The following is a 12968-nucleotide window of genomic DNA, read 5'->3' on the forward strand; positions in this document are numbered from 1 at the left end:
AGACGCCATTTTGAGTACACGTAAGTTAGATTTTCAACAGCACAGCCAGTTCAGTGCGTATGTCGTTTTTTTATTGTCCGCTACATTCTATCTGTATGAATTCGTTCTGCAGGTGGCGCCCGGCGTCATGGCGGAATCCATGATGCAAACCTTCCAAGTCAGCGCCGCCGGTTTTGGTATTGTGTCCGCCTTTTATTTTTATGCCTATGCACCCATGCAATTGCCAGCCGGCGTGCTGTTTGATCGCTACGGCCCTCGCAAATTAATGACCTATGCCTTGATTCTGTGTGCCCTGGGTTCATTCTTTTTTGCCTCAACGGACAGCCTGTTTACTGCGTCTCTGGGGCGTTTTCTTATCGGCATCGGTTCGGCCTTTTCCTTCATCGGTGTACTTGTCCTGATTTCCAGATGGTTTCCGCCGCAGCAGTTTGCCGTGCTGGCAGGCATCGCTCAATTAATGAGCTCTGTGGGCGCCATGTTTGGTGAAATGCCATTGGCGGCCTTGATCGAAGCCGTGGGTTGGCGTAATGCCAGTTTTATTCTCGCGGCGGTTGGCTTTCTTCTGGCAGCCTTGATCTGGTTTATTATTCGGGATTATCCCCATCAACCGACGCAAACCCCACCAAAAAGGGCTTTTATTGATGAATGGAAGCGTTTGCTCAGTGTCTGGCGTCAATCCTACACCTGGTATACAGGCGCCTATGCCTGCACCATCTGGACGCCCATTGCGGTGTTTGCCGCCTTATGGGGTGTGCCTTATTTACAGCAAAAATTCCAGATAAGCGTTATTGCTGCTTCCGGTTTATGCAGCATGATCTGGTTGGGTATTGGCGTCGGCAGCCCACTCCTGGGGTGGGTCAGTGATCGCATTGCCAGCCGCCGGATGGCTTTAGGCTTAAGTTCAGTTTTTGGCCTGGTGGCTACCCTGTTTCTTCTGTATGTTCCCAATGTTTCTCTGGGGGAAATGTATTTTATCCTGTTTATGCTTGGCATGGGTGCGGGTGGGCAAACGGTCAGTTTTGCCGTGATTAAAGACAATAATCCCCCCGAACTGGTGGGCACGGCCTCCGGCTTTAATAATTTATCCGTGTTAATCGGCGGTGCCGTGTTTCAGCCATTGGTCGGGGTGTTTCTCCACCAAAGCGAGGGCTGGTATAAGGTAAATGGTGTTCCTGTCTACACCGTCGCCAGCTATAACAAAGCCCTGCTGGTCATGCCCTGCTGTTTCCTGCTCAGTCTTGTCATCACGCTTTTCTTTCTTAAAGAGTCGCATCCTGGGCGTCATGGCTAACTACAGATTGAGATCGGCAAACCTCTCCATGCTGTGTTGACACAATGAATAAAGTTCCCGGGTGCAGTTTGCCCGGGATTTTCGCGAAATTTTTTTGTACAAAGAAAAGACATAAGATGACGGCAGTTTGAATTTTGTCTCTTTTAAAACAGCCGGATTATCAATCATCTTCACCACATGGCTGATCGACAGATAGAGCACAAAACGCACAAAATTTTCAAATTGGCTGTCGCAGTATGGCAAAGCCTCCAGATAACGAATGGCTGGAAGCGCATCGTTAACCAGGGCATCCTTGCATAGAATATTTAATGACTGCAGAGGAGAATGGCTTGCGGTGATGCTCTTGGGCCAGCGGTTTTTTTTTAAAATAAACGTGTCTTCATAATAATCACGTAAATTATTGGTTTTTTGTAATAATAATCCCACGTGCCTGCTTAAGGCCATCAGATAAGCCTCCCCCTCGCTCAAGCGATAAGTATAAAACAACAGGCTGGTTAAAAACTCACCCACGATCCCGGCGGAGTAATAACAGTAGTCATTCATAGCCGCCACATCATCGATGGGCGTGTGCAAGTATTTCTTCATCCCGTCTTTCATCGCTGTACAGTAATGGAGGCATAATGTTTTTTCATGATCATACAGGCGGTTGTACAACATCATCACCCAAGGGTAATAATGAAATTTTTTAGTTTCCTCATCAGGTAGAGCCAGAATAGACTCAAGCAACGACTCATCCGGCTTGGCCTGTGATAGACTCATTAAAAGGGCGTCCAGACGCTCGCATTTCTCATGGGGATTTAAATCGCTGGAATCTTCAATGATATCGAGAAGCTTGTTCAGATTGTATTGGCAGAGAATAGGGACTTTTAAAGGGGAACGTAGCTGAAGAATTGGCACAGAAAAACTTTGCGATTCTTCCAGAAGAAAAGCTTCGTTTTTTTGCATTATTTCATTCATAAAATATCCTGGCTTACTAATACCAATACTTGCAGTTTTTTTTCTGCTTATATTGGGATCTAAAAAACAATCCGGAAAGGAAATCAACTATCAAATGGGTAGAAACAGGGAACTGTTCCAATTTGCGCAAGCACATCGTGACGTATTTTTTATAAATAACGACCTGTTTACCCTGTTTTGCTGCATACCGCTTTAACGCAATGGAGAGGCTGATGTCTTCTGTCACATAATACTCCTCATCAAAACCGCCAACGGCTAAAAAAGCATCTTTTTTACAAAATACAAATGAGCCGGCACAGCGCGTGCACCATTGGGCATACTGATTCCAAACGAAAAAAAGACATTGGGCCAGCCAGGAAATTTCCCTATCCGGTTTAAGCAAGAAAGAGCCGGCTATGATCTCGGGGTGCAGCAGAATACTTACACTGGTATGAAGCATTTCCTCGCTCATCAACGTATCCGCATCGATAAAAATCAACACATCGCCAAACGCACCGCGAGCACCGCTGTTTCGTACCCGCGCTATATTACGTACAGGCTCGAAAAGTACCCGTGCTCCAAAACTTTTCGCAAGCGCCGCTGTCTTATCTGTGGAATCATTATCCACAACAATCACTTCACCCCGATAAGCATGAAGGGTATGTATAGCCATCTGGACAGAATCAAGCGTAGCCGGCAAAAAAGCCTCTTCATTATGGGCAGGAATGACAATACTGTAGTGATATTTATCCGACATATAATCATCATGGTATAATGTGACATCTCTAAGTATAGTCTTCCCCCAGCTTATTGAGCATTGGGTTCCTCCCGCTCAGACGGTTCGGGTTCTGGTGAGGTGTCCTGACCTGGCTCAACCTCATTGGGCAGGGAGGGGTCCTCCAGAGGAATATCAGGTATTTCAGTCGGGTTGTCCGGATTTTGCATTGTTCTAATCCTTACTGGTTTTCTTTCTTTCATTATAGCGTTGTACTGGCGGCTATACTGTGATTAGCAACACAACAATGGAAACAGGATGACCGAATCACTGTATTCAATGGAAGAATGTGAGCGTGTTGCCCGACGTGCCTCGTTGCGTTATGTCAAAGACACGATGCCCGGGATAACGCGCCAGAAAAAGGGCGACGAATTCATTTATTTTCGAGATGGCAAACCATTAAGCGATGAGAACGTCTTAGCCCGCATCAAAAAACTCGCCATTCCTCCCGCCTACCAGGACGTATGGATATGCCCCTACGAAAACGGACATATTCAGGCTACGGGCCGCGACAAAAACAATCGAAAACAATACCGCTATCATCCCCTCTGGTTTAAAGTGCGCAATCAGCAAAAATTCACGGCCATGATTGAATTTGGGCAATCCCTGCCTTTAATCAAGCGCCACATTAGCCGCGAGCTCAACAAACCGGCACAGTTAAATCGAGCGCAGGTTATTTGTGCCATTATTTATTTGCTTTATCATTTCAACGTGCGAGTAGGGAATACGGCTTATGCAAGACAAAATAAATCGTATGGATTAACCACATTACGAAAAAAACACCTGTCATTGAAGAGAAATAAAGCAATACTTAATTTTAGAGGAAAAAATGCAAAATTATGGAACATAATATTAAGCGACAAACGAATAATAAAAATTTTGAAAAAATGTGAAGAAATATCAGGTTATGAATTATTTAAATACATCGATAAAAATAATTCATTAACGATTGTCACGTCTCAGGACGTAAATTTTTATCTAAAAAGCATTACCAATTATCCATTCACGGCCAAAGATTTTCGAACCTGGATTGCCTGCCGCGAAACGCTGTGCCGTTTAATTCGTTGTCTACCCTGCGAAGAAACATCTGATCCGTTCAATGACACCATAAAGCAGGTTTCTAAACTCATGGGACATACGCCTGCCATATGTCAGAAAAACTACATTCATCCCGACATTATTTTATCCTGGAAGAATAATAACCTCCGGGATTGGGTAGATAAAAATCGCGATAAAATTGCCCGTCTTACAGAAGATAAAATCTTGCTTTTATGGCTTAAATCAAATAAAAAAAGAACAAAATAATCATTTTTTTATTGATAAAAATTTGCATTTTTATCAATCTTCTTTGCACATTTTATCGTTAAAAATTGACCATTTTGTTTGACAATTGTCAAAATTATGCTTTAGTTTAAATAGGGAAATTAATTTGGAGCATGAGGTTTATTAACAAAAAATGGCGGAGATAAATATGGAAATTTCTAAGGAAACCGTACAGGCTGTTCAGGAACTGTGCCATATTTCAGATGAACTTAAAGAAATCAGGATAGCATTAAATAAATTGGTTACTATTTTTATAGAAACCCCTTATCAAACCCACCCAAACACCTTGACGAAGTATTTGGAATTCAAAGGAAAGAAACCTCAAACCAGTAACATAACGCTTTAATCACGATGGCGTGTATGAAGGAGCCACAGGAGACGAATGATGAAACGGATTATTCCAATGAGTATTTTACTTGGAGGCCTTTTAGTTGCGCAAAGTCCCATTGGGGCTGCAGCCAATGTCCCCAATACGACGCTGCCGTCCACGACAGTGAATCCGGCATCGCCGACAACACCCTCTCCCACGGATCCAACCACACCGTCACCTACTGATCCAACCACTCCGACCGATCCTACTCTCCCGCAACCTGACGATGACAATGGAACGTCAACACCGTCAACAACCGATAATGGGACAGGGATAGATCCGGCAACAGGGACAGGCACCAATACCGGGACAGGAGCCACGGACATGGGCATTTCAACGGATCCCGATACGGATGCCACCGGAACCACAATAAACACCGGCACGGATGATGACGACGATGAGAGTGATGATGTCCTGGATGACACCAACACGAACCAGGATGGTATCTCGACAGGGGAGTAATAGGTCAGGAGCTAATCATGGAAAAACAACCTGCTCAGCATCAAAAAAGACAACCAGGGATTGAGGCCATCATGACACCTCAACCGGAATACTTATCCTCCAGTTATAAAGGAAGCGAAAAATTACAAGGAAAAATCGCACTGATAACCGGAGGAGACAGTGGCATAGGACGCGCAGTCGCCTGTGCCTTTGCCATGGAAGGCGCCGACCTGGTTGTCCATTACCTGAATGAACATCAGGATGCTGAGAAAACAAAAGAACTCATAGAACACACAGGACAATCCTGTCTGTTGCTTGCAGCCAATCTGCAGAATTACACTGCCTGTGACGAGGTGGTCAGGCAAACGATGGAGCGTTATGGCCGCCTTGACATATTGGTTAATAATGTGGCTGAGCAACACCCACAGGACACTATGGAAGACATTAGTTGCGAACAAATGGAAAAACGTTTAAAACTAATTTCTTCTCTTATTTTTATATGATTAAAGCCGCGTTGCCTTTCCTGAAAAAGGGCAGCGTTATTATCAACACCACTTCGGTGACGGCTTATAAAGGCAGCGAACACCTGATTGATTATTCGGCCACCAAAGGCGCCATTCTGGCCCTGACCCGGTCACTTTCGCAAAATCTGGTTTCCCGGGGCATTCGCGTCAATGCTGTCGCACCAGGTCCTATCTGGACGCCGCTTATTCCTGCGAGCTTCAATGAAGAGGAGGTCCAGGAATTTGGCAGTCAAGTTCCCATGAAACGCGCAGGTCAGCCCGCCGAAGTTGCGCCAGCCTATGTTTTTCTCGCTTCGAATGACTCGTCTTACATGACCGGACAGGTCATTCATCCCAATGGCGGGGTCATTGTTAATGGTTAGATTTATGATCAAGGAGTGACATCATGAGCCAGGGCGATAAATCAAAATACACAGACAAGCAAAAACGAAAAGCGGAACACATTGAAGAAGGCTATGAACGTCAAGGCGTCTCTTCTAAAGAGGCTGAGCGCCGTGCCTGGGCTACCGTCAACAAACAAGACGGCGGAGGCAAGAGATCAGGCGGCTCAGGACGTAAAAAATAAGCACACAGCAGTCTAATTGATCTATAATTAGACAGCTATAGCGCTTTTCGCAGTCTAATTCCATTAAAAGGAATTTATTATGGATGAACAATTTGATAACTTGATAAGTATGGCCAGCCCGCTTGATCCGGACAGTCCCTTACCAACCGATCCTGTGAATCCTGGCCCGGATGTCCCGGATGAGCCCGAATACCCTGTCCCCGTTGTCCATGATGATGACAACACGGTGACACCGGATGATCTGGACACGGACGATATTGATGGCGGTTAGCTAGACCTTAAAGGAAGGAGAGGATCGAAAATGGTGGAATATCTCTATAAGGGATTTAAAGTGTCTTACAATATAAAACCAATAAAAAATCAAACCAAACTCTTTGAAGCCGAAGGGTACGTTGCCCGTTTGGCCGATACGGAGCCTCCCCAGAGAAAGCGATTTCATACGGAGTCCACGTCCATGCAGGGTGTTACGGCCGAGATTAAAAAATTACTTGAAAATTACATTGATTTCGAATGGAAAGAATTCCACGAAATTCATGATCAGAATCTATGATCCGGCTTATTGGGTTATGTGTATTCATTGATCAATACGATTTGTAACCCTGCTTCACTTAAGGACAGGAAATTGTAGCCAGGATCAATCGTTGTCCTTTCAAGCCATTCATTGGCAATGCAGACATCGGTCAGACGCTGAGCCTCTTCCAGACTGACCGGTTGTTTTAATTTTTCTGATAAGGTGGCGGCGGCCGTTTCATCAATGTTTAAAAAAACATCGTTTCGCGTGACGCCACGCGCCTTAATTTCATCATAAAACAGCTTGAGAATGTCCAGTTCGTTCATAAGATTATTCCCGTTAATCCTGCCTTATCTATAGCATAGACGAGAGACGGTAATTAAAAAAAGAGAGTAACCGTACTGGTATTTAATTCTATACTTAACAATAATGCAGGGATTGCAGCATCAGGAGCAAACAATGACTAAAAAAATACTCATGTTACCCTTACTCGTTGCGTTCAGCCTGTTATCAGGCTGCTGGACAACGCAATCAGGCCAAAAATCAGGCATTATTGTGAAAGTCGCCAAAGAAGGGCGGTGGTGGGGCACTTATGAGGGCGAATTGATACGAGGCGGTTTGGACAATGCCAGTGGGGCAACCGGACGCGAGTTTCACTTCACTTTAGGCCAATTCAAGTCTGATTTGGTGGAAAAAGCAATTTACGCCATGGAAAACAACCGGCACGTGGTGCTGACTTATCATTGTGAGGAATTTGTGGCTCCCTGGCGGGGAGAAACCCGGTGTTTTGTTGACAGTATCCGTATCCTTGAAACGGTTAACAAGCCTGGCACGGCAAAGCAGTAGACTATTCATCCAGCCCGCCGCTGGCGGGCATGTGAGCTTAGACCCGTTTCTCAATTCGCTAAGGCCGCTCAGATTGATGCTGGAAATAGGGCGGCCGATTGGCACATCCGGATCTTAAATCTGATTATTGATGATTTTATATCCTTCTGTATCCGATGTAGTTGTGGAAGCATGGACATTGCCTGAAGGAAAAAATATCCTATGATTTCGCCCCTTGTCGCTCGTTAAGCCAGCACCTGGAGAACAAGGAAACCTGTGCCTGCATAGGTAATCAATAACCATGAAAAGGAAGATCAGATGCTTCGATTATTTACACAACCTAAATCAACGCATCCCCCGTTGAGCGACAGTTCCGCGATCACCACCGCTTATTATACGGCCTGGACCGATCTGGTAGACCAATTTCTCCAGACCATCGCGGCGATGGGATCAAAAGAATCAGATAAATCGCAAAAGTCGCAAAAATTAACCCTTTTATATGCCTGGGCCAGTAACGAGGGTAAACAGGCTTACCAAAAGGGACAAGGCAAATTTTTTATGCAACACATTGAAACCTATACCAGTGCGACCACTCCGTTGAAAGAGAATTTATTGACCCTCACGAAAGAACAGGTTATCGAAGGTTTTAATGCTTGGTTTATAGCCTTGGTAGAAAAATTTCCAGAGTTCTCTTCGGACAAAGTTAAAGAGGAATTCAACAAATTCATTGAACAATGCAAGGCTGACGATTTTGATGAGCACATTGCTTTGCGCACCGTATTCACTTATCGATATGTTAAAACTGGAAACAGAGACAGTGTCCTGAAAGGGTATGAAAAATCAATTGAACGCTGTGTACAAGCCATTAACGCAATGAAGGAATCTGAACCTAAACTGGAAACTAAGCCCGAACCCGAACAGGAAAACACCCCCAAGTCTAGCTAGTTTAGCGAATGCTGGGTGGTTCTTCAAAATTGATCTTGGATGGGTTCCACCAGTGCCTTACCTTATCATTAGGTCTGATTATTTTGATAATCAGACCCAGGAATTTTAATTTCGTCGCGGATTCAATTTGTAAGTGCAATTGTTAGTTTAAAAAATCTTATTGTATCTTATTTAATTGATCTATTAGTTCGAGTCTCTTTACAACAGTGTTAGTCTTCAATATTGTCCCTGGAGATAACACCGCATTTGCTCCGACTTTTGAGTTGTCGCCAACTAGTGCGCCAAATTTTTCAACGCCTGTGTCTATAGTTTTAGAGGTACACAACACAGAGATTTTTTTATCTATTCTTTCGTTATAATGGTTAGCAGTTAATGATCCAGCTTCAAAATTTACATTATGTCCAATAATACTATCACCAATAAAGTTAAAATGTGCAATAGACGTATTGTTAAAAATGATACTGGATTTAATTTCACAGCTCGGCCCTATAGTACATGTGCTCCCTAAATAAACACCACCTCTTAAATAAGCATTTGCTCCAATAAAGCAGTTTTCATTTATAATTACAGGTGCTTTTAAAATGGCGCCTTTTTCAACAACCGCTGTTCTATGAATGACAATACCATCTGTAACAATATAATTATCATCAACCTTTGAAAGATGGTGTAATAATATTGTTGGCAAGTTATTTGTTATCTCCCATGGCTGCAAGCCATTTTGATTTGCAAAAACAAAAGAAAATCCATTAATAAAATCATCTATAACTATCATATTTCGTATAACTCAATAGGTAAATTGTCAGGATCAAAAATAAATGTAAAGCATTTATTAGTTATCTCATCTACTCGTATTTTTTCAGTAGGAATATTTTTTTTCTTTAAACTTTCAACTACTTCATTCAAATTATCAACCTCAAATGCCAAATGTCTTAATCCTGTGGCTTCCGGTCTCGATATTCTGTTAGGTGGATCAGGAAATGAAAAAAGCTCAATAATATATTCACCATTAAGAGCAAGATCCAGTTTATAGGATTGACGGTCTTTCCTGAACACCTCGTTAATAGTTTCTAGTCCCAAAACTTGGGTGTAAAAATTTTTTGACTTCACATAATCTGAGCAAATTATTGCTATATGATGAATTTTATTTAACATTTTTTCTCGTAAATATCTTTTGGTTATAATAAGCCACTTCGCTTTAATTATGAATGTTTAATGCAGCCCTTTCCTTACATAGCTCACTAAATCTATCATCTGGAGTGACAAAGCCAAGCGATTTTCTAGGGCGTGAATTTAGGAACTTAGTTATTTCTAGAATTCGTTCTTGTGTTAAATCAGCAAAGGAACTTCCTTTTGGAATATACTGACGGATTAAACCATTGGTATTTTCATTTAATCCTCGTTCCCACGAGTGGTATGGATGGGCAAAATAAATTGATGCATCTAATCTTTCTGCTATCCATTTGATCCTCTCCCAAAAACAGAGCCGTCAAAAACTAGAAAAAATTGACATCCGAGATTTTCTGCCTAAACTGATTTGGGGTCAAATTGTTCAGGGAGGAATGGGGCCGAAAATCGTTGTAATCTTGACGCCATTCCTCAATTTTTCTTTTAGCATCTTCCAGAGAAAGTGATCCTCTCCCAAAAACAGAGCCGTCAAAAACTAGAAAAAATTGACATCCGAGATTTTCTGCCTAAACTGATTTGGGGTCAAATTGTTCAGGGAGGAATGGGGCCGAAAATCGTTGTAATCTTGACGCCATTCCTCAATTTTTCTTTTAGCATCTTCCAGAGAAAGAAACCAGTGGCTGTTCAGGCATTCATCCCTAAAACTGCCATTAAATGACTCAATAAACGCGTTATCTGTTGGTTTTCCGGGCCTTGAGAAATCCAAAGTTACATTATTCTGATAAGCCCATTTGTCTAATATCTTTGAAATAAACTCAGGGCCATTATCAATCCGGATGCTTTTTGGTAGCCTGTTATCAAGGACTCTGAGCTCCTCAAGAACATTCACAACTTCCTCACCCCGAATAGTCGGCCCTACATGAATAGCCATGCATTCCCGACTAAAATTATCGACTATAGTTAAAGCCCGTATTCTCCTCCCATTAAACAGATTGTCAGAAACAAAGTCCATGCTCCAGCATTCGTTTAAAGTGGACGCCATTAATCGTTCTTCTCTGTGCGCACCAGCAACATGACGGCGCGGACGCTTTCTGCGAAGATTAAGACCTTCCTCACAATAAATGCGGTGAACTTTTTGTGATTAATAACCCATCCTTCCCGCCTTAATAAAACATGAATGCGTTGATAACCATAACGTACCCGTGTGTGGGCTATCTCACGTATACGGTGTCTTACTGCTGTATCTTCGCCACGACATGAACGGTACTGATATACACTACGGCTTAACATTAGAACGTCACAACTTCTGCGGATGCTTATCCGGTAACTGTCCTGAAGGGCTAATGCCAACGCTCGCTTTTTCCGTGGCTTTAAAGCTTTTTGACAGAACATCCTGCAACATCTGCTTATCAAGACTTAGGTCAGCAACCAACTGCTTAAGACGCTTGTTTTCATCTTCCAGCTGACGAAGTTTCCTGAGTTCCGATGCACCAAGCCCACCATATTTTTCTTCCATATGTAAAATGTCGCCTCGCTTATTCCCAGCTTTCGGCATACCTCTGAAACACTCGTTCCCAGTTCCGCCTGCTTCAACCCAAACAGAATTTGTTCTTCTGTAAATTTGCTTCTTTTCATGATGGCTTATACCTTTTTTGCTTGTTGATATTTTGCCAGATTTCTCCAGTTTAGGGTGGATCTATTTTCAGGGAGGAGATCACATTCATGCTGAGCAAATTCACAACCATTGTCGGATGTTATTGTTAACACGTATTCCTTAATTGGTGATAGTAAGGAAACAACTTCCGTTGATATTTCTTCAGCTTTCTTCGTTGTTACTTTGCCAATTAATGTCTTTTTGGATAAGCGCTCAACAATAGTTACGATCGCATCTTTGTGACCTTTACCAATAATCGTATCAATCTCCCAATCCCCGACCCGTAATTTTTGATTAACCACCTCAGGTCTATCATCAATAAATATTCTATTCTTAATACTATGAGTTCGTTTAGGACTTCCATATCGCTTGCGGTATTTTTTCTTGCCGTATCGTAAATGAAGATACAGTGTACCACCGGATTTTTTGTCAACCATAATATATTGGTATATTCGCTCATGACTAATCTCAAAGAGGCCGTGACGCTTACCATAGCCACTAATTTGCTCAGGGCTCCAATATAGTTGGAGCTTTTCTTTGATAAGGTCTCTAACTGTATCCGTAAATTTTTTTACCTTTCTGGAGTTTTTACGTCTTAATTTATAGGAAGCTGCTGCTTGATCGGGACAATACACATGGTTCCATCGGCTGTTTCTTTTTAGTTCTCTTGAAATCGTTGAAGGATGCACGCCAAGTTCTTTGGCAATATCCTTTTGTTGATACCCTGCCCTCCAGAATGCAGCAATATTACAGCGTTGTTTAAAATTTAGATGATTATATGGCATTCGCAATCCCTTACTTACTATGAGCTTTATTTAGCCCATGAAATTATATGGAATTGCACCTCAGAGTTGAATCCGCCCGTGGCAAATTTTACTGGCGACATTCTATACATCTAATATCTTCTCTAAAGTATTTAGCGACAGATATATACCTTTCATTATTCATCTTAAACAATAGCTTGTTAATCAATATTTGCAATTATTGATTAATTATGATACGATTTTGTTCACTGTATGACAGAAAAATATCTACATCTGTCAAGCATTGCGACCTATCTTCTCCTTAAGGACTAATGGAGAACTGGTACTCCCTAGTTTTAATCATTAAACGGGTCTGTCGCTGAGGTAAAGCTACAATGCAAGCGGGTATTTATTACTTGCTCTGTTGAGCCATTCAAAGAATATAATCGACGAAGACACGAGACGGTGGGCTGTGTATACATTGAAAAAAGTGTCTTCTTGTATTGGCAATAAGAATTTAACTATTGCAGATGCTGAAAGAGTATTTCCTTACATACTGACGTATCTGAATGAAGCATATAATTTAATCAAAAAAGAAGAGCTTGTCACAAGACTCCAAGAAAAAGCAGTGGAATCTTATGGACAAAATTTAATCTGTCATCCTTTTTTCCAAACATTAAGCCTTCTGATGGATGATTATCAACAGCGTAAAACTGCATATGATAATAGTGGGTTTTTAAATCTTAATGGGGCTAAGAAAGTGGATGAGGCACCTTATCAAGAAATTTATAATAAATTTATGAATTTTGTTCCCGAATGCTATCGTGTTCCAAACGAAGACCGATTGGATGCGGAAAAATTAAGATGTTCTAGAACAAACTGTCCTTCACAAGGGTTATCGAATAAAATTTAGAAAGTTGAGGGCATCTGAACGTTATTT

At 42.1% G+C, this 12968-nt stretch carries 19 protein-coding genes and 2 pseudogenes; 11 read left to right on the forward strand and 10 right to left on the reverse strand.

Annotated elements, in window-relative coordinates; translation table 11 throughout:
* Nucleotides 1–10: 10 nt before the first annotated feature.
* Nucleotides 11–1291 (forward strand): MFS transporter, encoded by a 1281-nt coding sequence (locus GH742_RS08115; protein WP_239005181.1) that lies wholly within the window; start codon nt 11–13, stop codon nt 1289–1291.
* Here the strand turns inward: GH742_RS08115 and GH742_RS08120 are convergent, their stop codons facing one another.
* From GH742_RS08120 to GH742_RS08130, 3 genes are read right to left on the reverse strand one after another with little or no spacing between them, the layout of a single operon-like run.
* Complete coding sequence (locus GH742_RS08120; RefSeq protein WP_203454288.1) at nt 1292–2248, reverse strand: squalene/phytoene synthase family protein; 957 nt, start codon at nt 2246–2248, stop codon at nt 1292–1294.
* A gap of 16 nt (nt 2249–2264) precedes the next feature.
* Complete coding sequence (locus GH742_RS08125; RefSeq protein ID WP_203454289.1) at nt 2265–2984, reverse strand: glycosyltransferase; 720 nt, start codon at nt 2982–2984, stop codon at nt 2265–2267.
* Between the two features lie 50 nt (nt 2985–3034).
* Entirely contained in the window at nt 3035–3172 is a 138-nt protein-coding gene (locus GH742_RS08130; protein ID WP_203454290.1) for a hypothetical protein, read from the reverse strand.
* 88 nt (nt 3173–3260) lie between these two features.
* Between GH742_RS08130 and GH742_RS08135 the strand changes: the two genes are divergently transcribed.
* The 7 genes and pseudogenes from GH742_RS08135 to GH742_RS08170 all read left to right on the forward strand — a co-directional run bounded on the left by GH742_RS08135 (nt 3261) and on the right by GH742_RS08170 (nt 6775).
* Nucleotides 3261–4307: a DNA topoisomerase IB gene (locus GH742_RS08135; protein WP_203454291.1), complete on the forward strand. Its 1047-nt coding sequence runs from the start codon at nt 3261–3263 to the stop codon at nt 4305–4307.
* A gap of 166 nt (nt 4308–4473) precedes the next feature.
* Complete coding sequence (locus tag GH742_RS08140) at nt 4474–4671, forward strand: hypothetical protein (protein WP_203454292.1); 198 nt, start codon at nt 4474–4476, stop codon at nt 4669–4671.
* A 36-nt stretch (nt 4672–4707) separates the two neighbouring features.
* Complete coding sequence (locus tag GH742_RS08145) at nt 4708–5157, forward strand: hypothetical protein (RefSeq protein ID WP_203454294.1); 450 nt, start codon at nt 4708–4710, stop codon at nt 5155–5157.
* A 71-nt stretch (nt 5158–5228) separates the two neighbouring features.
* Nucleotides 5229–6022 (forward strand): annotated as a pseudogene (locus GH742_RS15615) (SDR family oxidoreductase).
* 23 nt (nt 6023–6045) lie between these two features.
* Nucleotides 6046–6225 carry a hypothetical protein gene (locus tag GH742_RS08160; RefSeq protein ID WP_203454300.1) on the forward strand — a complete coding sequence of 60 codons (180 nt, stop codon included), beginning with the start codon at nt 6046–6048 and terminating at the stop codon, nt 6223–6225.
* Between the two features lie 79 nt (nt 6226–6304).
* A complete protein-coding gene (locus tag GH742_RS08165) occupies nt 6305–6496 on the forward strand; it encodes a hypothetical protein (RefSeq protein ID WP_203454302.1) in 192 nt (63 codons plus the stop codon).
* Nucleotides 6497–6526: 30 nt separating this feature from the next.
* Complete coding sequence (locus tag GH742_RS08170) at nt 6527–6775, forward strand: hypothetical protein (RefSeq protein ID WP_203454304.1); 249 nt, start codon at nt 6527–6529, stop codon at nt 6773–6775.
* 14 nt (nt 6776–6789) lie between these two features.
* Here the strand turns inward: GH742_RS08170 and GH742_RS08175 are convergent, their stop codons facing one another.
* Entirely contained in the window at nt 6790–7062 is a 273-nt protein-coding gene (locus GH742_RS08175) for a hypothetical protein (RefSeq protein WP_203454306.1), read from the reverse strand.
* Nucleotides 7063–7195: 133 nt separating this feature from the next.
* On the opposite strand from GH742_RS08175, the gene GH742_RS08180 reads away from it, so the two are divergent.
* Both GH742_RS08180 and GH742_RS08185 read left to right on the forward strand, forming a co-directional pair.
* On the forward strand, nt 7196–7582 hold the full coding sequence (locus GH742_RS08180) for a hypothetical protein (protein ID WP_239005182.1): 387 nt from the start codon (nt 7196–7198) through the stop codon (nt 7580–7582).
* Nucleotides 7583–7879: 297 nt separating this feature from the next.
* A complete protein-coding gene (locus tag GH742_RS08185; RefSeq protein WP_203454308.1) occupies nt 7880–8506 on the forward strand; it encodes a hypothetical protein in 627 nt (208 codons plus the stop codon).
* 157 nt (nt 8507–8663) lie between these two features.
* Here the strand turns inward: GH742_RS08185 and GH742_RS08190 are convergent, their stop codons facing one another.
* From GH742_RS08190 to GH742_RS08215, 6 genes and pseudogenes are all read right to left on the reverse strand, one after another.
* Nucleotides 8664–9278 (reverse strand): DapH/DapD/GlmU-related protein, encoded by a 615-nt coding sequence (locus tag GH742_RS08190; RefSeq protein ID WP_203454310.1) that lies wholly within the window; start codon nt 9276–9278, stop codon nt 8664–8666.
* A complete protein-coding gene (locus tag GH742_RS08195; RefSeq protein ID WP_203454312.1) occupies nt 9275–9658 on the reverse strand; it encodes a VOC family protein in 384 nt (127 codons plus the stop codon). Before GH742_RS08195 ends, GH742_RS08190 begins: the two co-directional genes overlap by 4 nt.
* A 43-nt stretch (nt 9659–9701) precedes the next feature.
* Nucleotides 9702–9971 (reverse strand): IS30 family transposase, encoded by a 270-nt coding sequence (locus GH742_RS08200; RefSeq protein WP_203456893.1) that lies wholly within the window; start codon nt 9969–9971, stop codon nt 9702–9704.
* 28 nt (nt 9972–9999) lie between these two features.
* Nucleotides 10000–10128, reverse strand: coding sequence for an integrase core domain-containing protein (locus GH742_RS08205; protein WP_370569554.1), 129 nt, complete (start codon nt 10126–10128; stop codon nt 10000–10002).
* Nucleotides 10129–10166: 38 nt separating this feature from the next.
* Nucleotides 10167–11266 (reverse strand): annotated as a pseudogene (locus GH742_RS08210) (IS3 family transposase).
* Between the two features lie 6 nt (nt 11267–11272).
* Entirely contained in the window at nt 11273–12070 is a 798-nt protein-coding gene (locus tag GH742_RS08215) for an IS30 family transposase (RefSeq protein ID WP_203454314.1), read from the reverse strand.
* 430 nt (nt 12071–12500) lie between these two features.
* On the opposite strand from GH742_RS08215, the gene GH742_RS08220 reads away from it, so the two are divergent.
* A complete protein-coding gene (locus GH742_RS08220; protein WP_203454315.1) occupies nt 12501–12941 on the forward strand; it encodes a hypothetical protein in 441 nt (146 codons plus the stop codon).
* The last annotated feature ends 27 nt before the right edge of the window (nt 12942–12968 follow it).

It is taken from the genome of Legionella sp. MW5194, assembly GCF_016864235.1.
Taxonomy (GTDB): Bacteria; Pseudomonadota; Gammaproteobacteria; order Legionellales; family Legionellaceae; genus Legionella_C.

What these genes read in the sequence shown, in the direction of transcription:
- GH742_RS08190 (WP_203454310.1), bottom strand. Translation starts at nt 9,278, where the DNA reads ATGATAGTTATAGATGATTTTATTAATGGATTTTCTTTTGTTTTTGCA.
- GH742_RS08135 (WP_203454291.1), top strand. Translation starts at nt 3,261, where the DNA reads ATGACCGAATCACTGTATTCAATGGAAGAATGTGAGCGTGTTGCCCGA.
- GH742_RS08140 (WP_203454292.1), top strand. Translation starts at nt 4,474, where the DNA reads ATGGAAATTTCTAAGGAAACCGTACAGGCTGTTCAGGAACTGTGCCAT.
- GH742_RS08175 (WP_203454306.1), bottom strand. Translation starts at nt 7,062, where the DNA reads ATGAACGAACTGGACATTCTCAAGCTGTTTTATGATGAAATTAAGGCG.
- GH742_RS08125 (WP_203454289.1), bottom strand. Translation starts at nt 2,984, where the DNA reads ATGTCGGATAAATATCACTACAGTATTGTCATTCCTGCCCATAATGAA.
- GH742_RS08165 (WP_203454302.1), top strand. Translation starts at nt 6,305, where the DNA reads ATGGATGAACAATTTGATAACTTGATAAGTATGGCCAGCCCGCTTGAT.
- GH742_RS08160 (WP_203454300.1), top strand. Translation starts at nt 6,046, where the DNA reads ATGAGCCAGGGCGATAAATCAAAATACACAGACAAGCAAAAACGAAAA.
- GH742_RS08145 (WP_203454294.1), top strand. Translation starts at nt 4,708, where the DNA reads ATGATGAAACGGATTATTCCAATGAGTATTTTACTTGGAGGCCTTTTA.
- GH742_RS08130 (WP_203454290.1), bottom strand. Translation starts at nt 3,172, where the DNA reads ATGCAAAATCCGGACAACCCGACTGAAATACCTGATATTCCTCTGGAG.
- GH742_RS08195 (WP_203454312.1), bottom strand. Translation starts at nt 9,658, where the DNA reads ATGTTAAATAAAATTCATCATATAGCAATAATTTGCTCAGATTATGTG.
- GH742_RS08180 (WP_239005182.1), top strand. Translation starts at nt 7,196, where the DNA reads ATGACTAAAAAAATACTCATGTTACCCTTACTCGTTGCGTTCAGCCTG.
- GH742_RS08185 (WP_203454308.1), top strand. Translation starts at nt 7,880, where the DNA reads ATGCTTCGATTATTTACACAACCTAAATCAACGCATCCCCCGTTGAGC.
- GH742_RS08120 (WP_203454288.1), bottom strand. Translation starts at nt 2,248, where the DNA reads ATGAATGAAATAATGCAAAAAAACGAAGCTTTTCTTCTGGAAGAATCG.
- GH742_RS08170 (WP_203454304.1), top strand. Translation starts at nt 6,527, where the DNA reads ATGGTGGAATATCTCTATAAGGGATTTAAAGTGTCTTACAATATAAAA.
- GH742_RS08215 (WP_203454314.1), bottom strand. Translation starts at nt 12,070, where the DNA reads ATGCCATATAATCATCTAAATTTTAAACAACGCTGTAATATTGCTGCA.